The following is a 21,787-nucleotide window of genomic DNA, read 5'->3' on the forward strand; positions in this document are numbered from 1 at the left end:
ACCTTATGCTGCCATGCTGCGGTCAAGCGCGTAGCCAGCGGAGCGGACGGTCCGGATTAGGTCCGTTTCGTTGGCGTCGTTCAGAGCTTTGCGCAGGCGGCGGATGTGAACGTCAACCGTGCGTGGCTCGACGTAAACGTCCCTGCCCCACACCGCGTCAAGCAACTGCTCTCGGCTGAACACCCGGCCCGGGTTCTGCAGCAGGTGACGCAGCAGCCGGAATTCCGTTGGGCCCAGGTGCACCTCGCGGTTCCCGCGCCGTACCCGGTGCGCAACCAGATCCATGGCAAGGTCCTCGAACGCAAGGGAGTCTGCTTCCAGTTCGGGATGGCTGCGGCGCAAAACCGCACGGATCCTGGCAATGAGTTCGGCCGGGGAAAAGGGCTTGGTGATGTAGTCGTCGGCGCCGCTGTCCAGGCCACGAACCTTGTCCGTCTCCTCTCCGCGGGCGGTCAGCAGGATGATCGGCACGTCGCGCGTTGCCGGGATGCGGCGCATCTGCCGGCACACTTCGATCCCAGACATAAGCGGCAGCATCCAATCCAGCAGCACGATATCGGGTGTTTCCTCCTTCGCAAGGACCAGAGCCTGCTCGCCGTCGTTGGCCTCGGCGACACGAAAGCCTTCACCTTCCAAATTGTACCGCAGAAGCGTAACCAGGGCTGCTTCGTCTTCAACAATCAGAACAAGGGGTTTCATTCACCATTCTCCTGGGGGTCTTTCTCTGCTATGTCCGTCGCTTCATTGTCCGGTGTGACGACCTGGAACGAAGAGGTATCGCCCTTCGGGCGACGGCCATCCAGCTGCTCACCGGTATCAAGGTAGTAAATGTTTTCAGCGATATTGGTTGCGTGGTCACCCATGCGCTCGATGTTTTTCGCGATGAAAAGCAGGTGCGTGCTTGGCGTGATGTTCCGCGGATCTTCCATCATGTAGGTCAGCAGCTCACGGAAGAGCCCGGTGTACATTTCGTCGACCTCTTCGTCCCGATGCCAAACATCGACGGCCCGCTCCGAGTCGCGTTCGACATAGGCATCGAGGGTATCTTTCATGATGCTTTGGACCAGATTGGCCATGCGCGGAATGGCGTAGGCCGGCCGCGTCGGAGGCGTCTGGTTGAGGGCGATTGTGCGTTTGGCCACGTTCTTGGCCAGGTCGCCGATCCGCTCGATGTCGCTCGCAATCTTCAAGGCGGCGACCACCTCACGCAAATCGTTTGCCATTGGCTGACGCAAGGCGATCAGATTGACCGCTGCCTCGTCGGCCGCCTTTTCCAACACATCGACTTCCTTGTCGCTCTCGATGACTTTCTTGGCCAGATCGCTGTCCCGCTTGACCAGGGCATCAATCGCCGTGGCGAGCATGCTTTCAGCCATACCTCCCATACGGACGATGATTTGATTCAGTTCCTGCAGCTCGATGTCGAAGGAACGTACGATATGTTCGGATCCGCTAGGCATAGTCCTGGTCCTGCATGCTGCACCCTGTCTTCTGTGGGGTGCATGTGTTTCTGATTACGGTCATCAGCACGGCTTAACCGAAGCGGCCCGTAATATAGCCCTGTGTCCGCTCGTCGTTCGGATTGGTGAAAAGCTGCTGCGTGTCGCCACATTCCACAAGGTCACCGAGATGGAAAAACGCCGTCTTCTGGGACACGCGGGCGGCCTGCTGCATCGAGTGCGTGACGATCACAATCGTAAAGTTCTGCCGCAATTCGTCGATCAACTCCTCGATCTTTGCGGTTGCGATCGGATCAAGCGCCGAGCAGGGTTCGTCCATCAGGATCACTTCCGGATTGACCGCGATCGCCCGTGCGATGCACAGGCGCTGCTGCTGTCCGCCAGAGAGGCCCGTGCCCGGCTTGTCGAGGCGGTCTTTAACCTCATTCCAGAGCCCTGCGCGGGTCAAGCTGCGTTCGACAATCTCATCCGTATCGGACTTTGCCTCACCAAGACCATGAATGCGGGGCCCGTAAGCAATATTGTCGTAGATTGACTTCGGAAAGGGATTGGGCTTCTGAAACACCATGCCGACACGTGCGCGGAGCTGCACGACGTCGAGTTTTGTGTCATAGATATCATGCCCATCAAGCGTGATATCGCCGACCACTCGGCAACCGTCGATGACATCATTCATGCGGTTGAGGCACCGCAGAAAGGTCGATTTCCCGCAACCGGAGGGGCCGATCAGCGAGGTCACCTCGTTACGGCCGATGTCCAGATCGACATTCTTCAGCGCCTGCGCTTCGCCGTAATAGACCGACACGTCGCGCGCGATCATCTTGTGATCGGAGGTTTCCGGGTTTCGCATCATGAGGTTTTCGGCGGCCATAGCCATTTTTTGAGCTCCCTACCAGCGGCGTTCAAAGCGTTTACGCAAGAGTACGGCCACAGCGTTCATCACCACCAGGAAGGCGAGAAGAACCATGATAGCTGCACTGGTTTTTTCGACAAAGGCACGTTCCGGGCTGTCTGCCCAGAGATAGATCTGAACCGGCAGTGCTGTAGCAGAATCCGTGAACCCGCCCGGAATATCGACGATAAAGGCGACCATGCCGATCATCAGCAGCGGCGCGGTCTCTCCGAGGGCCTGCGCGGCGCCCAGGATGGTACCGGTTAGAATTCCCGGCATGGCCAGCGGCAGGACGTGATGGGTAACGGCCTGAAGCTTCGAGGCGCCAACCCCCAGGGCCGCTTCCCGGATCGAGGGCGGTACGGCCTTCAAAGCGGCGCGGGCGGCGATGATGATGGTCGGAAGCGTCATGAGGGCCAGGACCATCCCGCCGACCAGTGGGGCTGAGCGCGGCAGGCCGAAGAAATTGAGGAAGACGGCAAGGCCGAGCAGACCAAAGACGATAGAGGGGACCGCCGCCAGATTGTTGATGTTCACTTCGATCAGGTCAGTCCAACGGTTCTTCGGCGCGAATTCTTCCAGATAGATTGCGGAGAGCACGCCGATCGGAAAGCTGAGAACCAGAGTCACGAACAGCATCAGGAAGGAGCCGACTGTCGCGCCCCAGATGCCAGCTTGCTCCGGTTCGCGTGAGTCGCCGGCCGTGAAGAACGTCGTATTGAATTGAGATTCGATGTTTCCGGCGGCGATGAGTTGGTCGATCCAGACGATATCACGGTCCTTCACTCGACGATCGGACTCCGGCACGTCGCGGGAAATATGGCCTTTCATGAAGGAGTCCAATTCGTCGGACGCCTTAACCCAAACCCGTTGTGTGGTCCCGATCACGTCCGGGTTTTCCATCACAAGCTCGCGGAGGGTTTGATCCGCGCTGCCGCTCATCAAAGCGGTGAGCGCGCGCCTCTCCCGGCGTTCCGTGACGTCGGGAAAGGCGTTGCGCAAAGATGAACGTGCTATGCCCTGGTAGTTGGCTCTCCGAAGCACCTGCGGATCGCGCTCGCCGGTCGGGTCGATCTCCGCCTCATCGAAGGTCACCTCGAGCGCGATGTGGTGCTGGGCAAACGCGGTATAGCCGTTCGAGATGATGCTGAACAGCAACAGCACGAGCGTTCCGAGCGCCGCAAGAACGGCGATCAGTCCGTAGAGGCGAAACCGTGCTTCAGCGGCATAGCGACGCTTGAGGCGTGCACCGGAGAGGTCGGGTCGCTGGATCTGCGCGGCAGGTGCGGACATCTCAGTCATACTTCTCTCTGTATTTACGAACCACCCGCAGGGCGATCACATTCAGCGTCAAGGTCACCACGAAGAGCATCAGTCCCAGCGCAAAGGCCGAGAGCGTCTTCGCGCTGTCAAATTCCTGATCGCCGACCAAAAGGGTCACGATCTGCACAGTGACGGTCGTCACGGCCTCCAGGGGATTGGCGGTCAGATTGGCGGCGAGTCCGGCGGCCATGACCACGATCATGGTTTCTCCGATCGCCCGGCTGACAGCCAGCAACACGCTGCCCACGATGCCGGGAAGGGCGGCGGGCAGGACGACCTGCTTGATGGTCTCGGACTTGGTCGCCCCCAGCGCATAGGCGCCGTCACGCAGGGTTTGCGGTACGGAGTTCATCACGTCGTCCGAGAGTGAGGAGACGAAGGGGATACTCATGATCCCGATGACCATACCGGCTGCCAGCGCGGATTCCGAGGAAACATCCAGCGACAGGGCTTGGCCGGTGTTGCGAAAGAAAGGTGCGACGGTCAGGGCGGCGAAGAAGCCGTAAACGACGGTTGGAATACCGGCCAGGACCTCAAGGATCGGCTTCGCTACCGCACGCATCCTGGGGCCCGCGTACTCGGACATATAGATTGCCGAGTAGAGCCCGACCGGCACTGCAACGCACATCGCGATGAAGGTGATCAACAGCGTACCGGCAAAGAGCGGTATCATCCCGAATGCGCCGGAGCCACCAACCTGGCCTTCCCGCAGCGCAGTCTGAGGGCTCCACTGCAAACCGAACAGGAAGTCCGTCACGGGGACCTTGGTAAAGAAGCGCGAGGCCTCGAAGAGCAGTGAAAGTACGATGCCGACGGTCGTTGCAATCGCGATGGTCGAAGCAACGATCATAACCGCAGAGACGATCGTCTCGACCCGGTTTCGGGCTCTAAGCGTCGTGGAGACTTGCCTGCGTCCCAAGGCCAGACCAGCGGTCGCAACGCAGATCACCACAACTGCCATTGCGGCAAACCCGGTTTGACGCATCCCCGCGTAGTCCTGCGCCGCTGCTTCGATTTCCGGCGTAACAGTACCGCCGACGATGCCGCCAACCGCCAGGCTGGTAATCTGATTGATCATCAGATTTTTCTGGTCTTCGTTGAGCTCGAGAATGCTTGAAGGCAGGTTGCTGACCAGGATCATCTCGACGATCTGTGGCTCTAGGACAAGCCAAAGCGCCAGGAATAAAAAGCTCGGCAGTCCGCACCAGAGGGCAACGTAGACACCGTAATACTGCGGCCGCGAGTGAAGATCGTGGGTCGATCCACCCGCGACGGCGACCGACCGGCTCCGGCCCATGTAGTAACCCGCCAGTGTCAGAAAAAGCAGTGTAGCGGCAAGGATAAGCAACGACATCTCGGACACCAGGGAGTAAGGGAAAACAGCGGAAAAGCGCTTAATGAAAAATCAAACTAGAACTAAAAAAAACAACAACCGCTGGCGACCGGAAAATGATCGCCAGCGGTGTCAGGATCGAAATTACATGGACAACGGAGCCATGCCAGTCGACGAAGCGCGCATTGCCTTGCGATCTGCCGCAGGAAGCGGGATCAGGCCCTTGTCGAGGAGATAACCGTCTTCGCCCCAGGTGCCCTCGTTGGTGAACTCGGCAACGAACTCTGCGATGCCGGGAACAACGCCCACGTGCTCTTGCTTGACATAGAAGAAGAGCGAACGGGAAACGCCGTACTCACCAGATGCGATGTTTTCGAAGGTGGGTTCAGCACCGTCGATCGTCGAGCCCTGGATCTTGTCAGCGTTCTGGTCGAGGAAGCTGAAACCGAAGATGCCGACCGCGTCCGGGTTGGCTTCCAGCTTCTGGATGATCAGGTTGTCGTTCTCACCCGCTTCGACATAGTGACCGTCTTCGCGGATACCATGAGCGACGGCGGTGAAGGCTTTCTTGTCGGACTTGCGCAGGGTTGCAAGCGACTCAAACGTCTTGGCGCCGCCTTCCATGGCCAGTTCGACGAAGGCATCGCGGGTTCCGCTGGTCGGCGGCGGGCCCAGAACTTCGATTTTCTTGGCAGGCAGGGAAGGATCGATTTCATTCCACATCTTGTAGGGATTGTCGACCAGCTCACCGTTGACCGGAACTTTCTTGGCAAGTGCCTGGAAGAGCTGCTTTTTGGTCAGTGAGAGCGAGTTGGACGTCTTCGAGTTGGCGATCACGATACCATCGTAGCCGATTTTAACTTCTGTAATGGTGATACCGGCTTTGCTGCAATTTTCGAACTCAGAAGCCTTGATCCGGCGTGACGCGTTGGTGATGTCGGGATGTCCGACGCCGACGCCCGAGCAGAAGAGCTTCATACCACCGCCCGAGCCGGTGCTTTCAACGACAGGTGTCTTGAAATCAGTCGTTTTGCCGAACTGTTCGGCAACGGCAGTGGAAAAAGGGAATACGGTTGAAGATCCGACAATGCGGATTTGGTCACGCGCATGCGCGGCTGTGGCGGAAAGGGCCAAACCGGCAATTGCGGCAACGGCGAGAGAATGCTTGATCACGTTATGTCTCCAGCATCATGGCTGAGAAATCTGCAGTCGCATGAACTTTGTCATGCGATGTCGACCGGATGCCGACAGGGCCGAAACTATGTCTCTTGCGCGCAAGATTTACTACAAAACGATGACACTTTTGTTACGTTCTCTTAAGCTTTGATTTACCGTTAAAATTTAGCCGAACTTAAGAGCATTCCAGCCTCTGGGGGCGGAGACTTTCACTTAAAATGACGCTGCCATGCTAAGCCGCCGCGTCGTCACTGTTTGAAGGCAGCTCCGAGGGTTTTTGCGGCCCGATTTCCGACGAAGGCATATCGGCGGAAACCTGCCCGGCAAGGGGCAAAAACACCTTGAAGCAGGAGCCCTGGCCAATCGTGCTGTCAATGTCCAGAACCGCGCGATGCCGGTTGAGGATGTGCTTTACGATCGCGAGGCCGAGGCCGGTGCCGCCCAGTTCCCGTGACCGTGCCGTATCGACACGATAAAAGCGCTCGGTCAGTCTGGGGAGATGTTCCCTGGCGATGCCGTCGCCCTCATCAATCACCGCGACCGAGATGCCCGGCTTTCCGAGGCGGCGTGCGCCGCCGCTGCCTGACTCGATAACGCGGGTCAGGAGGCGGACCTTGGTGCCTGAACGGCCATACTTGATCGCGTTTTCGATCAGATTCTGAAAGACTTGGGTCAGTTCATCGGCTTCTCCGGCCACTTGCGCAACGCCACAGAAATCCAGATCCAGCGTCATTTCCTTCTCGCGGGCTTGTGGCTCAAGCGAATTGGCGACGCTCTCCAAGATCAACTCAATATCCGCGGTGCTGCTGGGCGGTGTGTACTCATGCAGCTCAATCCGTGACAGGGAAAGCAGGTCCTCGATCAAACGGGACATGCGCTTCGCCTGTTCGTGCATCACCGCTAAGAAACGGACGCGCGCCTCATGATCATCCTTGGCCGGCCCGATCAAAGTCTCGATAAAGCCGAGAAGGCTGGCCAGGGGTGTCCGCAGCTCGTGGCTGGCATTTGCCACGAAATCTGCACGCATCTGTTCGGCGCGCCGGACAGCCGTGAGATCGTGAAGCGCAATAACTGCGGCGGTTCCGTCGAAGGCTGCGGTGGCGAGTTTGGCAATCCGACAAGAGAGATGGCGTTCGAACTGACCGGGGACGGTGAATTCGACAACCTTATCGGTCGCTCCCGCCAGAACCTCTTCCGTCGCTTCCAGCAGTTCCGGATTGCGGAGGACGGATATGAGATCCCGTCCGGCAATATCCTTGCCGAAAAGCCTCTCGGCGGCCGGATTCCCGCGCAGAATGCGACCATGCGTGTCAATCAGCAGCAGGGAATCCGGAAGCGCCGTCAGTACGGCTTCATGGTTGGAGATGGTCCGCACCAGCTCCTGCCGGCGCAATTGCCGGTCCCGCAAAGTGTCTCGAATGGCTTCGTTCAGACCCGGAAAAAGCTGATCACCGCCCTCGGGCGGTGCGGCTATGGGGGCCGACAGGTCGGATGAACGCAGTTGCTCAAAATACTGGCGCAGCACCGTAACATGACGGAAGTGGCGGGCGAGCAGGATTGCGGTGGCGAAAATAACGATACCGGAACCGGCGGCGACATAGGCCCAGGGCGCGAACCCGAGCCAGCCCAAGGCCACCAGCATGACCACTCCCGGCAGGGCGAACAAAACCGTCGCAGGCGCCATGCGCTTGACGGGGGCGGCGGCGTCTGCCATGGACCGGAACCTTGCCTTGTAGTGTGATTTCGCCAATTAACTCCGCCTACGGTACCATTGTAGTATTACAGATTAACGCGCCTCTCGTTGCTTTTTACGGGATTTTTTGAGTTTTCGCACGGCAAACCGCCTCTGTCTCACCGAGGTGTCCGCCGAAGCCTATGTCTGCTTTCTTGTAATCGCTTCATGTGCGGCGAGGCCCGCAGCCACGACCAGATCGTTAACTGTCGCGCCAAGCGTGACGATTTGAGCAGGGTGGCTTAAGCCCAGGAGCATCGGGCCGATCACAGTCCCGCTGCCGACCTTCTGAATCAGCTTGGAGACGATATTTGCGCTGTGCAAAGCCGGCATGATCAGGATGTTGGCGGGGCCCGTGAGGCGGCAGAAGGGATAGAGCTGCCGCATCAGATCGTAATCCAGGGCGACATTGGCCTGCATTTCGCCGTCGTATTCGAAGTCGACGTCCATGCCGTCCAGGACATTGACGGCTTCACGGATGCGCAGGGCTTTGGCGCGCATGGGATTGCCGAAGTTCGAAAAGCTCAGGAAGGCGACGCGGGGCTCGTAGCCCATGGCACGAGCCTGTTCCGCGCTCTGGATGGCGATATCCGCCATTTGCTCCGGCGTCGGCAGTTCGTGAACCGAGGTGTCGGCGATAAAGACCGAGCGGCCGTCCAGCATCATCATGGACATACCGAAAACCCGATGTCCCGGTTTTGGATCAATCGCCCGGGTGATGTCCTCATAGGTGACACCGAAGCTGCGGGTCAGTCCTGACACCATCGCGTCGGCATGGCCGTTCGCGACCATGCAGGCGGCGAAGACGTTTCGGTTCTGATTGACCATCCGCTGACAGTCGCGCAGGAGTGCGCCGTTGCGTTGCAGCCGCTGATAGAGGAACTCGGCGTAGTGCGTATTGTGCTCGGACAGGCGGGCATTGTGGATTTCCAGGAAATCACCGGTCAGACCCATGGTTTTCATGGTTTCACGGACCCTGTCCTCGCGCCCGACCAGGATCGGTGTTCCGTAACCGGCATTGTGGAACGCCAGTGCGGCGCGGATCGTCGGTTCTTCCTCGCCCTCGGCGAAGACAATGCGCGTCGGGCTTTGGGCCGCGCGCACTTTTTCGAAGATTCCTTGTAGACTGGAGGCCGCCGGGTCGAGGCGGGCGGAGAGCTCCTGCTCGTAGAGAGTGATGTCCGTGATCGGTTTTCTGGCAACGCCGGTCGTAATGGCTGCCTGTGCGACGGCTTTCGGCACCGCTACGATCAGACGTGGGTCAAAGGGGGCCGGGATGATATAGTCCCTGCCGTAACGCAGTCGCCGGCCCGCGTAGGCCTTATCAACCTCATCCGGCACATCTTCGCGGGCCAGACTTGCCAGGGCTTCGGCGGCGGCGACCTTCATCTCCATGTTGATGGTTGAGGCCCGCACATCGAGCGCGCCACGAAAAATGTAAGGGAAACCCAGCACGTTGTTGACCTGGTTGGGATAGTCCGAGCGGCCCGTTGCGATGATCGCGTCGTCCCGGATCTCCCTGACCTCCTCCGGCGTGATCTCCGGATCCGGGTTGGCCATGGCAAAGATAATCGGCTGATCCGCCATGGATTTGACCATGTCGGCTGTCAGCGCGCCTTTGACCGAGAGTCCGAAGAACACGTCGGCGTCCTTCATGGCGTCTTCCAGGCTGCGGGCATCGCTCTTGACCGCATGTGCCGATTTCCATTGGTTCATGCCGTCTTCACGGCCCTGATAGATCACGCCGCGGGTATCGCAGAGAGTGATGCTGTTGTTCGGCACACCCATGGCGTTGAGCAGCTCGGCGCAGGCGATCCCTGCCGATCCTGCGCCATTGATCACCATTTTGATGGAGGCGAGTTCACGGCCGGTCAGATGGACCGCGTTGATCAGTCCGGCCGCCGCGATAATCGCTGTCCCGTGCTGATCGTCGTGAAAGACCGGTATGTCGAGCAGCTCCCGCAGGCGCTGTTCGATGATGAAACACTCCGGCGCCTTGATATCTTCCAGATTTATGCCGCCGAAAGTAGAGCCCAGAAAGCGTACGCAATTGACGAACTCGTCGACGTCCCGTGTGTCCACCTCCAGATCGATGCCATCGACGTCGGCAAAGCGCTTGAAAAGGACGGCTTTTCCTTCCATCACCGGCTTTGAGGCCAGTGCGCCCAGATCCCCCAGCCCCAGGACGGCCGTACCGTTCGAAACCACCGCGACGGTGTTGCCCTTGGCGGTGTAATCATAAGCCTTGGCGGGATCCTCGCTGATCCTCAGGCAGGGAATGGCCACGCCGGGCGAGTAAGCGAGCGAGAGATCGCGTTGTGTCGTTAAAGCTTTGGTGGCCTTGATCTCAAGCTTGCCCGGGCGGCCGTTTGCATGAAAATCCAGGGCTTCTTGATCGGTGGTGCGGGAGCTGTCGTTGGACATACTGTCTTCTCTCTGATGTGTCACCGGGACAGCCTCGGGTATCGGGTGTCTTATCGGCGGTGAGGTCGGCCTTCGCCTAAGTGAATGGTGAGCGGTTTTTCAGGTCTGGCCTTGGCGCGTGTGACTGTGAACGTCTTCTGCGCCATGGCGGGTCAGGATTTCGCTTGCCACTTTGGCCTGCTGCTCTGTTGCGGTGCAAACCCATAGAAGAACCGTGCCTGATTCCAGTGCGCGCGCGAATTGCTCCGTGTGCGGGGTCGCACGCAACGTCGTCAGCAATTCCGTCAGAGCAACCGACGTGACGCCGGCGGCGAGAAGTCCGGCAATCGCGGCGCCCACCGGACCTGTCGCAACCGCGATCAGACCCGCCGCCGTGATTGGCCCGACATATTTAATTTCACCGACCAGTCCGATCATGGCTTCTTGCCAGGCATCGCTCGTGGACTCGCTTGCGCTGAGGGATTCATGGGTGTCCAGCACCGAGAGATCGCTTGGCTGAAAGCCCGCGGCGAGCAGGGTCTCGACCGCTGCCTTGAAGTTCTCACGCTCGGCGAAACGCCCAACGATCTCGGTTTGCTCCGCTGCGCCGTCATCCTGCAAGGCTGTGTCCTTCCCCTGGGTTTCAGGTGGTATCGTCTTTGGCTGTCCGACGAGAGATTACTCCGCTTGAACAGGTTTTTCTGGTCACCACCGGCATTATCCCAGCTATATTGCCTCCTCCTACCCGTGCTTGCAAAGAGGGCATCGGATAGAGTAAGTGCGGAGGACAAAATGACGCGTGTTGCGCGAGCCTCGCCGCCGGCTCGCATTGTGTTGTAAGAGGCTTTTTTGCCTCGACCGAAAAGCCGTTAAAACCTTTCTCAGTTCAGTGTAAATGCCTGATTCCAGCACCACAGCCCAAAGCAATGATAAAGGCCAAAGCGCATCTGATGCGCCTGTGGCTTCAGAGCCGGACGCCAAACCGGTCTCCGAACCGGCGCCCAAAACGGCCAGCGTGACGCCGATGATGGCTCAATATCTGGAGATAAAGGCGGGGTACCCCGACGCGCTGTTGTTCTACCGGATGGGTGACTTCTACGAACTCTTCCATGAGGATGCCGTTCTGGCATCGGCGGCCTTGGACATCACGCTGACCAAACGGGGCAAGCATGAAGGTGCCGACATCGCTATGTGCGGTGTGCCGGTGCATTCGGCGGACGGCTACCTTTCGCGCCTGATCCGCAAAGGTTTCAAGGTCGCGGTCTGCGAACAGACGGAAAATCCAGCTGAAGCCAAGAAGCGCGGCAGCAAATCCGTGGTGCGTAGGGATGTGGTGCGTCTGGTCACACCGGGGACTTTGACCGAAGACGAACTGCTGGATGCGCGAAACCATAACTATCTTGCCGCGCTCGCCGAAACCGGTGGCGCGGCTGCGGGCCGGCTTGGCCTGGCCTGGCTGGATATGTCGACCGGCGATTTCCACGTCCAGCCTCTGAATCATGGGGATCTCAGCGCGGTCCTGGCGCGCCTGACACCGGGGGAATTGCTTCTGCCGGACCGTCTGACCCAACGGCCCGAACTCTTCGAGGTCTTTGCCGAGTGGAAAGACAGGCTGACGCCCCTGCCCTCGGCCCGGTTTGACAGCGAGAATGCCAAACGCCGGATCGAGACGCTGTTCGAGGTCAAGGCCCTGGACGCCTTCGGTGATTTCGAACGCGCCGAACTGGCCGCGGTCGGTGCCTTGCTCGACTATGTGGAGCTGACCCAGAAGGGCCGCCTGCCCCGTCTTATGCCGCCGAGCCGGCTGCGCCAGGGCAGCGTCATGGAAATCGATGCCGCCACGCGGCGCAATCTGGAGCTCAATCAGGCGCTCAGCGGTGGCCGCGCCGGCAGTCTTCTGGCGACCATCGACCGCACGGTCACCGGGGCCGGCGCGCGTTTGCTTGCTTCCCGGCTGGCAGTACCCTTGACGGATGCGGCGGCCATTACGGCCCGCCAGGACGTCGTGGCTTACCTGATCGGGAATGATCTGCTGCGTGAGGAACTCAGGCGGCGTCTGCGCCACTGTCCCGATATCGAGCGGGCCTTGTCGCGCTTGTCCCTGGGCCGCGGCGGCCCGCGCGATCTGGCCGCCGTCCGGGACGGTCTCAGCGAGGCCGGCGCGATGCGGGACATGCTGGGAGATCAAAAGCTGGCCGCCTTGCCCAACGATCTGACGTCTGTTCTGCAGGATCTCGGTTTTCATGACCCCCTGGTCGACCGCCTGAAACGGGCCTTGTCGGAGGATCTGCCGCTGCAGGCCCGCGACGGCGGTTTCATCGCGCCCGGCTATGCGGAAAAGCTCGACGAATACCGGGCTCTGCGCGACGAAAGCCGGCGCCTGATCGCGGCTCTGCAGAGCCGCTATGCCGAGGAAACCGGGATCGGGAATCTCAAGATCCGGCACAATAATGTTCTGGGCTATTACATCGAGGTGACGCCGACCCAGGCGCCTAAGATGCCCAGCGGTTCCGATGCGCCTTTTATCCATCGCCAGACCCTGGCAAGCGCCGTGCGCTATTCAACGGTGGAACTCTCGGACCTGCAGCAGGAAATCGCTTCGGCGGCGGATAAAGCGCAGGCGATTGAACTGGAGCTCTTCGAGGATCTGGTCAGCGAAATCGGCGGCCGCAGCGATGCGGTCGCCCTGGCGGCAGGGGCCCTGGCCCGGCTGGATGTCGCGACCGGCTTTGCCGAGCTCGCTCTGCAGGAGCGCTGGTGCCGGCCGAAAGTGGACGAATCCCTGGCCTTCGACATCGCTGGAGGGCGCCATCCCGTGGTCGAGGCGGCCCTGGCAAAAAGCCAGGAGGGCAGCTTTGTTGCCAACGCCTGTAACCTGCAGGATGACCAGCGGCTCTGGCTGATCACCGGCCCGAATATGGCCGGCAAGAGCACGTTTTTGCGGCAAAATGCCCTGATTGCGATCCTGGCGCAGATGGGTTCTTTTGTGCCGGCGGACGCCGCGCACATTGGGGTTGTCGACCGTCTTTTCAGTAGGGTCGGTGCCGCCGACGACCTGGCGCGCGGCCGCTCGACCTTCATGGTCGAGATGGTCGAAACCGCCGTTATTCTCAATCAGGCGACGCCCCGGTCGCTGGTGATTCTGGATGAGATCGGCCGCGGAACGGCGACCTTCGACGGACTCTCGATCGCCTGGGCCTGTGTCGAGCATCTGCACGAGGTCAACCGCAGCCGGGCGCTCTTCGCCACGCACTATCACGAGCTCACGACCCTTGCCGCCAAGCTCCCGGCTCTCGCCTGCCATGCGATGCGGGTGAAGGAGTGGCAGGGCGAGGTGGTCTTCCTGCACGAGGTTGCCGCCGGTGCCGCGGACCGTTCCTACGGCATCCATGTCGCCAAGCTGGCCGGACTGCCGGGCGCCGTTGTTTCCCGGGCCGAAGAAGTACTCGCGACCCTCGAAAAGGGTGAACAGGCGGGTGTTTTGACCCGTCTGGCGGATGACCTGCCGCTCTTCGCCGCGGCGCTGGCCCAGGAACGTCACCCCGAGAACACTGACTCCGGCTTTGCCGAGGGGCCGGCCGCGCCGTCTCCGGTTGAGGGGCGCCTGTCAGAGATTAATCCGGACGATCTTACCCCGCGCCAGGCGCTGGAATTGCTCTACGCCTTGAAGAAGCTCTCTCAAGAACCTTAGAAACCGGTTCTTCTACATATTTCTCTTCGAAATCGTATGGTCTATCGCAAAAGAACCATTTGTTAACAGGCATGCCGGATACTTCCTGTCATTCAACCTGTAACAGAATTCTCGTGCGCGGTGATGGGCGGAAACGGACAGAGAGAGACGTGGCGGAGTTTGGTGCCGGCGATAAGCCTTGCGCTCTGTACGGCTCTGTTTCTGCTGGGTCTTAACCTGCGCTCACCTGTTGCGAACGAACCTGTTGCGCTGTTTTTCGGCCCCTCTGCCGGCCACAGCGACGCATTGCAGAAGATTGCCGCGCTTGACGGCCGGATCGTCCGGGTCGGCGGGTGGAATAACGTCGTTGTCGCGGTCTTCGACCAGGACGTTGGCGTCGCCCAGCTCTGGCGGCATGGGGCTTGGGTTGCAATGGACCCGGTCTTTTTCAGCGGATGCGAACCTTCGGGTACATCTTCACGCGGTGGATTTCCAGCATGAACCCCATTTTTGAACTCAGAGAACGTGTTGCTCCCTTTTTTGTGGCGTTCCTTTGGTTGCATGTGCCCGTCATTGCCGGTCTCGGCTTTTTCTTTGAGGATTGGCTCTGGCCAACCGTGGGAGCCTCTGTGCTCGCGGGTGCGGCAACGATCAGCTGGAAGTTCTCGGGCGGCGAAGCAACGACGCGCTACCTGATTGCCGTGGCGCAGATGGGCATGGTGGCGGTCATCCTCTACCAGTTCATGGGCAATGCCTGGCAGGTCGACATTCACATGTATTTCTTTGCGGCCCTGGCGATGTTGGCCGCCTTTTGTGATTGGCGCACGATCTTTGTCGCTGCGGCCACGGTCGCGCTGCACCACCTGGTGCTCAATTATGCTCTGCCCCTGGCGATCTTCCCCAATGGCACCGATCTGGCGCGGGTGATTCTGCATGCCGGCATCGTGATTCTTGAGACTGTTACCCTGATGTGGATCACCGCCAAGCTCACCTCTGCCTTCAGCGAAGCCGCAGAGGCCATTGAGCGCGCGAAGAGCGCAGAACGGGAGTCGCAGGAGCTGGCTGAACAGCAACGCGAAACCGAACGCCGGGCCAATGAAGATCGGCAGAAAACCCTGTCGGAGCTGGCAGAGGTCTTCGAACAGGATGTGGGTAATCTGGTCGAGGCGGTCCGTGCGCGCGCTTCGCAAATGAATGACCATGCCGAGACCATGAATTTGGTCTCGATGGAGGCGCGCAACCGTTCCGACAGCACGGCGCAACGTGCGGAAGAGGTGCGCGGCAACACGCAAACCGTTGCGTCCGCGACCGAAGAAATGAGTTCGTCTATTTCAGGCATTGTCGAACAGGTTGCGCATTCCAGCCGCATCACCGGCGACGCCGTGAACCGCGTGGAGCAGACGAATGAGACCATGCAGGGCCTCGCGAACGCGGCCGACAAGATCGGCGAGGTTACCAGCCTGATCTCGGATATTGCCGAGCAGACCAACCTTCTGGCGCTCAATGCCACCATTGAGGCGGCCCGGGCCGGTGATGCAGGTAAGGGTTTTGCCGTGGTCGCAAGCGAGGTCAAGAACCTCGCCAGCCAGACTGCTAAGGCGACCGAGGAGATTACCGGTCAGATTAACCAGATGCAGCATGTCACCAAAGACGCCGTGGAAGCCATTCAGAAGATCCGCGAGACCATCGGCGAGATCAACGAAGTTGCAAACAGCGTTTCCTCCTCTATCGACGAGCAGAGTGGCGCGGTCAGTGAAATCAGCAGCAATACAAACCGGATCGCAGACGGCACGCAACTCGTGACCAATGAAATCACTGAGCTGAGCGGCGCGGCCGACAAGGCCGACGAAACATCGAAACAGACCGTCGATGCCGCCAAGGAACTGGTCGAGCAGATCGATCAGCTCAAAGGCGAGGTGCTGAACTTCGCCAAACACGTCCGCACCGCCTAAAACGGTATTCCGCGCATCGAGAAGACTCCGAACTTGTGTCCCGCACTTGCGTGGGATTGAGAGCAGAGTACTTAATGGACAGGTGATTCGTTTCCGATCGTCGCTCGCGGCCGTCTCGCAGTTTCGATCGTTGCCGGAACGGGCGTGCCCGCTTGCTAAAGCCGGTGTTTTGCGATTTGGTGTGAATCCTGTCTAACTGCGGAATTGGACATGCAAGAGCTTCTGCCTGAAGAGCCCTTCGAGACTGAGGTGCGCAACAAACGCGCGATCATCGACCGGCGCGCGCTGTTGGGCCGGATTGAGGATATCGTCAAAGAAGGCGGTTCCGACCTGGATGTGCGCACGCATATCCTCGCGGCCCTGCGAGATGCTCTGGAGAACGGCCGGAGCGAGGTGCGGCGCCGTTTTGACGAGCGCGCTTCGGGCACGGTTGTCGTGCGTTCGAATTGCTATCTCGTGGACCAGTTGATCAGAGTCGTCTACGACCACGTGACCACCCATCTTTTTCCAAGTGCGAACCCCTCGACAGGAGAGGTCCTGTCGCTTGTTGCCGTCGGCGGCTATGGCCGCGGCGAGCTGGCGCCGCAATCCGATGTCGATTTGCTGTTTCTGCTGCCGTACAAAATGACCCCGCGCAGCGAGCAGGTCGTGGAGGCGATCCTCTATTTCCTCTGGGATCTGAACTTCAAGGTCGGGCACGCGACCCGCAAGGTTTCAGAGTGTATCCGGCAGGCAAAATCCGACGTTACGATCTGCACCAGTCTGCTCGAAGCCCGTTGGCTATGGGGTGATCAGAGTCTCTACATCGAGCTGCGCAAGCGCTTTCAGTCGGATCTGCAGTCTCAGGGCGGTGCCAAGTTCATTGAGGCAAAGCTGAGCGAGCGGGATCTGCGCCACAAACGCAACGGCGGCACCCGTTATTCTCTCGAGCCCAATATCAAGGAAAGTAAAGGGGGCTTGCGCGACCTACATACGCTCTTTTGGATCGCCAAATTTCTCTACCACGTCGACGACATCGCGCGGCTGGTCGATCAGAAGGTGTTTACACGCCAGGAGGTGCGCCGCTTCGAAAAGGCACAGGCTTTCCTCTGGACCCTGCGCTGTGCGCTGCATTATCTGACCGGCCGGGCCGAAGAGCGCCTGACCTTCGACGTCCAGAAGTCCCTCGCCGACTGGATGGGCTATACGGATCATGCCGGAACCCAGGGCGTCGAACGCTTTATGAAGCACTACTTCCTGATCGCAAAGGACGTCGGGGACCTGACCCGGATTTTCTGTGCGACCCTGGAGGCGGAACATAATCGGCGCTCGCGCTTTCGCCTGCCTTCCCTGACGCGCCGCAGATCCTTCAGCGGGTTCCGGCTCGAGGGAGAACGCTTGTCTGTAAAGGATGCCTCGGTCTTCGAAAACGCGCCGATCGAAATGCTGCGCATCTTTGCCGTTGCCCAGAAACACGATCTGGACATCCATCCCAAGGCCCTGCGATGGATCACCCAGAATCTCAAGCTGATCAAAAAGCCGCTCCGTGAGGATCCGGAAGCCAACAAGATCTTCCTGCAGATTCTCTGTGCCGAAGAAGATCCGGAGACCACTTTGCGGCGCATGAACGAGGCTGGCGTCTTTGGCCGTTTTATACCCGATTTCGGCCGGGTGGTGGCGCAGATGCAATACAATATGTACCACCACTACACGGTGGACGAGCACACGATCTTCGCGATCGGAATTCTGCACGATATCGAGCAGGGCCGTCTTTCCGAGGAAGCGCCGATTGCCACCGAGGTGGTGCACAAAGTGCTGTCGCGCCGGGTTCTCTATGTCGCGGTTTTCCTGCATGACATCGCAAAGGGCCGGCCCGGCGATCACTCGGAAGTCGGCGCCAAGGTTGCGCGCCGAATCTGCCCGCGTTTGGGATTCAGCGCAGAAGAAACCGAGACCGTCGCCTGGCTTGTGCTGTATCATCTGGCCATGAGCGATACCGCCTTCAAACGCGATATCGACGACCCCAAGACGATCCAGGATTTTGCGGCTCTGGTGCAGTCGCCGGAGCGCCTCAGACTGCTGCTGGTGCTGACGGTCGCCGACATCCGCGCCGTCGGCCCCAACGTATGGAACGCCTGGAAGGCCGCCCTCTTGCGCGATCTTTACTGGCGGACAGAGGAGGTCCTCTCCGGCGGCATTTCATCTGAGGGCCGGGCTCAGCGGGTCGAACACGCGAAGGAAGCCTTGCGCGTGGCGATCGCCGATTGGCCGAAGAAGGAGGTCGAGGCCCACATCAAACGAGGGTATCCCTCTTATTGGCTCTCGGCGGATACAGAGACCCATCTGCGGCATGCGCACCTGGTGCGCGAGGCCGAACGCCAGAAACTGCCGCTCATGATCGATGCCCATGTCGATGGCTATCGCGATGTGACGGAAGTCACGATCTACACGGCCGATCACCCGGGTCTCTTCAGCCGGATCGCAGGGGCCATGGCGGTCAGTGGCGTATCCATCGAAGGCGCAAACATTATCACACTGGCAAACGGCATGGCGCTCGACAGCTTCTACGTACAAGACGCGGCCGAAGGCGGTGCCTTGGACAGCGATGAACGGGTCGCCCGCCTGTCGGCCAACATCGAAAAGGTCCTGTCCGGTGGAATGCGCCCCGTGCAGGAACTGGCCAGGCAGCGTTCGACAATCCCCAGCCGTTATCGGGTTTTCAAGGTCGCGCCCCGGGTGCTGATAGACAACAAAGCCAGCGCAACGCACACGGTCATTGAGGTCAACGGCCGCGACCGTCCTGCCTTGCTTTACTATCTGACGACGGCCATCACCCGTCTCAACCTGATGATCTCCACGGCACGGATCGCGACCTATGGCGCGCATGCGGTCGATGTCTTTTATGTCAAAGACGCCTTGGGCTCCAAGATTGACAACAAAGCCAAGCTCACCCGCATTCGAAAAAAGATGCTCGAAGTTCTGGAGAGCACCGACTGTGCGGCGGCGGCTGTCTCGAAGCAGCCAGCTTCAAAGCAACCGGCTGCGGCGAAGAAACCCACGCGCGAGACGCGGCGCAAACCGGAGACGGCCGCGGAGTAGTTGTTTAAGCCGCGCTGACCGGCGTTACTCCCGCGCTATTCCGGCAAGGCGCTGACCAGATACATTGCTTTGAGTATGTCGCTGGGTTTCGCGCCGTTAAAGGCGTTGTCGAAGATCGCTGAGATGCTGTCGGAGCGGTAAATGCGGCTGAGGGCGCGGTCGACCGCGAGACGGAAGTTGCTGTCTCCCCGCTTCATGGCCAGCGCGTAGGGCTCATGCGAGAAGTATCTGGTGCCCACATGCAACGACTTCGCTTGGCTGCTTTGTGCTGCCAGATAAACCAGCAGAGCGCGGTCCGAGAAGTAGGCTGAAATCTCTCCGCCCTCCAGCTTCTCGCGCCCATCCTGGTGGTTGGCGACCGTCACAATTTCCGACTGCAGGTCGGTCTTGTTGACAATATCCCGCAGCAGGCTCTCCGTCGTGGTCGCTTCCAGGACGCCGATCTTATGACCCTTCAAGCTGCTGAAGTTCTTTGGGCCGTCGACCTTGGTCAAAACGGCGGCACCATCGATGAAAACGGGAATGGAAAAGTCCACTACGTCGCGCCGGGCCAAGGTCGCAGTCGCGGCACCGCACAGCAGGTCGACCTGGCCATTCTGGACAGCCTTGAAACGATTGCTCGAAGTCACCGGGACATAGGCGATCGAGATTTCAGGGAGCTCGAGTTCCGCCTTTAGCTGCGCGACCACGGCCCGGCAGAGGTCGACGGTATAACCTGCCGCCTCTCCAATCGTATTCTTATAGGAATAGGGGGCGGCATCTTCCCGGTAGCCGATTTTGATCTTACCGTTTTGCAGGCGCTCCAGGGCGCCTGCCGCGGCCTCCCCGCTAGAGCCTCCAAACGCAGCCGTTGCGGCTATGGCCAGCGCAGCAAGTGCTGCAGATCCAAACCCTCTTTTCATACCCCACTCCTCCCGGCTGCGTGAATGCGCGCGTTCTTGTCTGTTCCCGTCCTTATAGCACGATATTCGTTCCCGTTTCTGTTTCGGCAAGTTTTGCAAGACCTCCGGTCTCGCTCGAAGTCGTGTCGGGATTTGATGTTGTGAGCTTTCACTCGAACGCGGATTGCTCTAGAAACGCGCGGGTATGGCATTGATTCGTTCCTTGGCCACCGTGGGTGGCTACACCGGTCTGAGCCGGGTGCTGGGCTTCGTTCGCGACATCCTGATTGCGGCCGTGCTCGGAACCGGCCCTGTGGCCGATGCTTTTTTTGTCGCCTTCAAGCTGCCCAATCTGTTCCGCCGGCTCTTTGCCGAGGGCGCGTTCAATGCGGCCTTTGTCCCGCTCTTTGCCAAACGCCTCGAACAGGAGGGAGAGGCTGCGGCCAAGGCCTTTGCCGAGCATACATTGGCTGTTCTGCTCACTGTCGTCGCGTTCGTCTGTGTTCTGTCGATGCTGGCCATGCCCTGGCTGATGTACGGTCTTGCACCGGGGTTTGAGGACGACCCGGAGAAATTTGCGCTCACGGTCGAGCTCAGCCGAATCACCTTCCCATACCTCCTTTTCATGTCCCTGGTGGCGCTTCTGTCGGGCATCCTCAATTCGCTCTACCGTTTCGCTGCCGCCGCCGCCGCACCGGTTCTGCTGAACATCTGCTTCATTGTCTCCCTTGCGCTGGTTCTGCCCTTTTCAGGCATGCCGGGGCATCTTCTGGCCTGGACCGTCGCCATCGCCGGGGTCGGCCAGTTTCTGATGCTGATCATTGCGGCGTCGCGGGCCGGCATGAGCCTGCGCCTGCGCCTGCCGCGGCTTACCGAGGGCGTCAAGCGGCTGCTCGCGCTGATGCTGCCGGGTATGTTGTCGGCCGGTGCTATTCAGATCAATCTGCTGGTCGGGACAATCATCGCTACGCTCCAGGCCGGTGCCGTGTCGTATCTTTACTACGCGGATCGGGTCTATCAATTGCCGCTGGGCCTGATCGGCATTGCCTTCGGTGTTGTCCTCTTACCTGACTTAAGCCGGAAACTGCGCGCCGGCGCCGACGAGGCCGCGATGCACAGTCTCAACCGGGGGCTGGAGCTGGCCATGCTGCTGACACTGCCCGCGGCGGTGGCGCTGATTGTCATTCCCGAACCCATCACGATCGTGCTCTTTGAGCGTGGTGCGTTCGACCGGACTGCGACTGAGGCGACCTCATTGGCCCTCGCGGCTTTCGCCGCCGGACTCCCCGCCTTTGTCCTTATCAAGATCTTCCAGCCGGCCTTTTATGCCCGCGAAGATACAGTCACGCCCTTGAAGATGGCGCTGATCTCCATCGGCTTGAATATCGCGCTCAGTCTCGCGCTCTTCTGGCCTTTCGGCCACGTCGGCATCGCGATGGCAACCTCAGCATCCGCCTGGCTTCATGCTTTCCTGCTGGGCGGACGGCTCGGCCGTCTCGGGTTTCTGAAAACCGACCGGGCTTTGCGCCGCCGTTTGCCCCGCATCGCCGTGACCGCCATTACCATGGGCATTGCGCTCTGGTTCGGCGCGGCTGAGCTGAGCGCCTGGTTCGAAGCTTCCCAGGAGCTCAGGATTCTGGCACTCGCTCTCCTGGTGGGCGGTGGACTGATCCTTTACGGCGGATTGGCGCTGGTTTCGGGGGCGGCGGACCGCGACGCCCTTCGCGGTCTGCTGCGCCGCCGGGCAAACTCAGGTTCGGCTTGATTGTCGGGTCTGATTGGCCGCCTATCCCGCCGTGGCTGAGCGGGGGGCCAAGCAGACCTTGACCGCGCCACCCATCAGCGGCGATAACCCGCCCGCAGCACAGCCGTTCTTTCATCTGGATC

15 protein-coding genes are annotated in these 21,787 nt (G+C 59.9%); 5 read left to right on the forward strand and 10 right to left on the reverse strand.

The annotated features are described in order from the left end of the window. Positions 1–3 precede the first annotated feature (3 nt). The 9 genes from phoB to FKG95_RS14510 all read right to left on the reverse strand — a co-directional run bounded on the left by phoB (position 4) and on the right by FKG95_RS14510 (position 10,940). Positions 4–699, reverse strand: a complete 696-nt coding sequence (phoB, locus tag FKG95_RS14470) for a phosphate regulon transcriptional regulator PhoB (RefSeq protein WP_142897067.1) — start codon at positions 697–699, stop codon at positions 4–6. Next, positions 696–1,460 (reverse strand): phosphate signaling complex protein PhoU, encoded by a 765-nt coding sequence (gene phoU, locus FKG95_RS14475; RefSeq protein ID WP_142897068.1) that lies wholly within the window; start codon positions 1,458–1,460, stop codon positions 696–698. Before phoU ends, phoB begins: the two co-directional genes overlap by 4 nt. Before the next feature lie 73 nt (positions 1,461–1,533). Then, entirely contained in the window at positions 1,534–2,337 is an 804-nt protein-coding gene (gene pstB, locus FKG95_RS14480; RefSeq protein WP_218940195.1) for a phosphate ABC transporter ATP-binding protein PstB, read from the reverse strand. Positions 2,338–2,349: 12 nt separating this feature from the next. After that, a complete protein-coding gene (pstA, locus tag FKG95_RS14485) occupies positions 2,350–3,654 on the reverse strand; it encodes a phosphate ABC transporter permease PstA (protein ID WP_142897069.1) in 1,305 nt (434 codons plus the stop codon). Further along, positions 3,647–5,029, reverse strand: a complete 1,383-nt coding sequence (pstC, locus tag FKG95_RS14490) for a phosphate ABC transporter permease subunit PstC (protein ID WP_142897070.1) — start codon at positions 5,027–5,029, stop codon at positions 3,647–3,649. The genes pstA and pstC overlap by 8 nt, the downstream gene beginning before the upstream one ends. 123 nt (positions 5,030–5,152) lie before the next feature. Continuing rightward, complete coding sequence (locus tag FKG95_RS14495; RefSeq protein WP_142897071.1) at positions 5,153–6,181, reverse strand: PstS family phosphate ABC transporter substrate-binding protein; 1,029 nt, start codon at positions 6,179–6,181, stop codon at positions 5,153–5,155. A 235-nt stretch (positions 6,182–6,416) separates the two neighbouring features. After that, the gene (locus tag FKG95_RS14500; RefSeq protein WP_142897072.1) at positions 6,417–7,898 is read right to left on the reverse strand and encodes an ATP-binding protein; all 1,482 of its coding nucleotides are present in this window, start codon (positions 7,896–7,898) and stop codon (positions 6,417–6,419) included. Between the two features lie 159 nt (positions 7,899–8,057). Further along, positions 8,058–10,340 carry an NADP-dependent malic enzyme gene (locus FKG95_RS14505; protein WP_142897073.1) on the reverse strand — a complete coding sequence of 761 codons (2,283 nt, stop codon included), beginning with the start codon at positions 10,338–10,340 and terminating at the stop codon, positions 8,058–8,060. Positions 10,341–10,439: 99 nt separating this feature from the next. Beyond that, complete coding sequence (locus tag FKG95_RS14510; protein WP_142897074.1) at positions 10,440–10,940, reverse strand: hypothetical protein; 501 nt, start codon at positions 10,938–10,940, stop codon at positions 10,440–10,442. A 403-nt stretch (positions 10,941–11,343) separates the two neighbouring features. Between FKG95_RS14510 and mutS the strand changes: the two genes are divergently transcribed. The 4 genes from mutS (at position 11,344) to FKG95_RS14530 (ending at position 19,019) form a co-directional block, all read left to right on the forward strand. After that, positions 11,344–14,010 carry a DNA mismatch repair protein MutS gene (gene mutS, locus FKG95_RS14515; RefSeq protein WP_142897164.1) on the forward strand — a complete coding sequence of 889 codons (2,667 nt, stop codon included), beginning with the start codon at positions 11,344–11,346 and terminating at the stop codon, positions 14,008–14,010. A 162-nt stretch (positions 14,011–14,172) separates the two neighbouring features. After that, positions 14,173–14,490 carry a hypothetical protein gene (locus FKG95_RS14520; protein WP_142897075.1) on the forward strand — a complete coding sequence of 106 codons (318 nt, stop codon included), beginning with the start codon at positions 14,173–14,175 and terminating at the stop codon, positions 14,488–14,490. Further along, positions 14,487–15,941, forward strand: coding sequence for a methyl-accepting chemotaxis protein (locus tag FKG95_RS14525; RefSeq protein ID WP_218940196.1), 1,455 nt, complete (start codon positions 14,487–14,489; stop codon positions 15,939–15,941). Before FKG95_RS14520 ends, FKG95_RS14525 begins: the two co-directional genes overlap by 4 nt. 210 nt (positions 15,942–16,151) lie before the next feature. Continuing rightward, positions 16,152–19,019, forward strand: coding sequence for a [protein-PII] uridylyltransferase (locus tag FKG95_RS14530; RefSeq protein ID WP_142897077.1), 2,868 nt, complete (start codon positions 16,152–16,154; stop codon positions 19,017–19,019). A gap of 35 nt (positions 19,020–19,054) precedes the next feature. On the opposite strand, the gene FKG95_RS14535 is transcribed toward FKG95_RS14530, so the two are convergent. After that, on the reverse strand, positions 19,055–19,921 hold the full coding sequence (locus FKG95_RS14535) for an amino acid ABC transporter substrate-binding protein (protein WP_142897078.1): 867 nt from the start codon (positions 19,919–19,921) through the stop codon (positions 19,055–19,057). 184 nt (positions 19,922–20,105) lie between these two features. Here FKG95_RS14535 and murJ point away from each other — a divergent pair, with 184 nt between their 5' ends. Then, a complete protein-coding gene (gene murJ, locus FKG95_RS14540) occupies positions 20,106–21,665 on the forward strand; it encodes a murein biosynthesis integral membrane protein MurJ (RefSeq protein ID WP_142897079.1) in 1,560 nt (519 codons plus the stop codon). The last annotated feature ends 122 nt before the right edge of the window (positions 21,666–21,787 follow it).

The sequence above is a fragment of the Denitrobaculum tricleocarpae genome (assembly GCF_007004665.1).
Taxonomy (GTDB): domain Bacteria; phylum Pseudomonadota; class Alphaproteobacteria; order Kiloniellales; family Kiloniellaceae; genus Denitrobaculum; species Denitrobaculum tricleocarpae.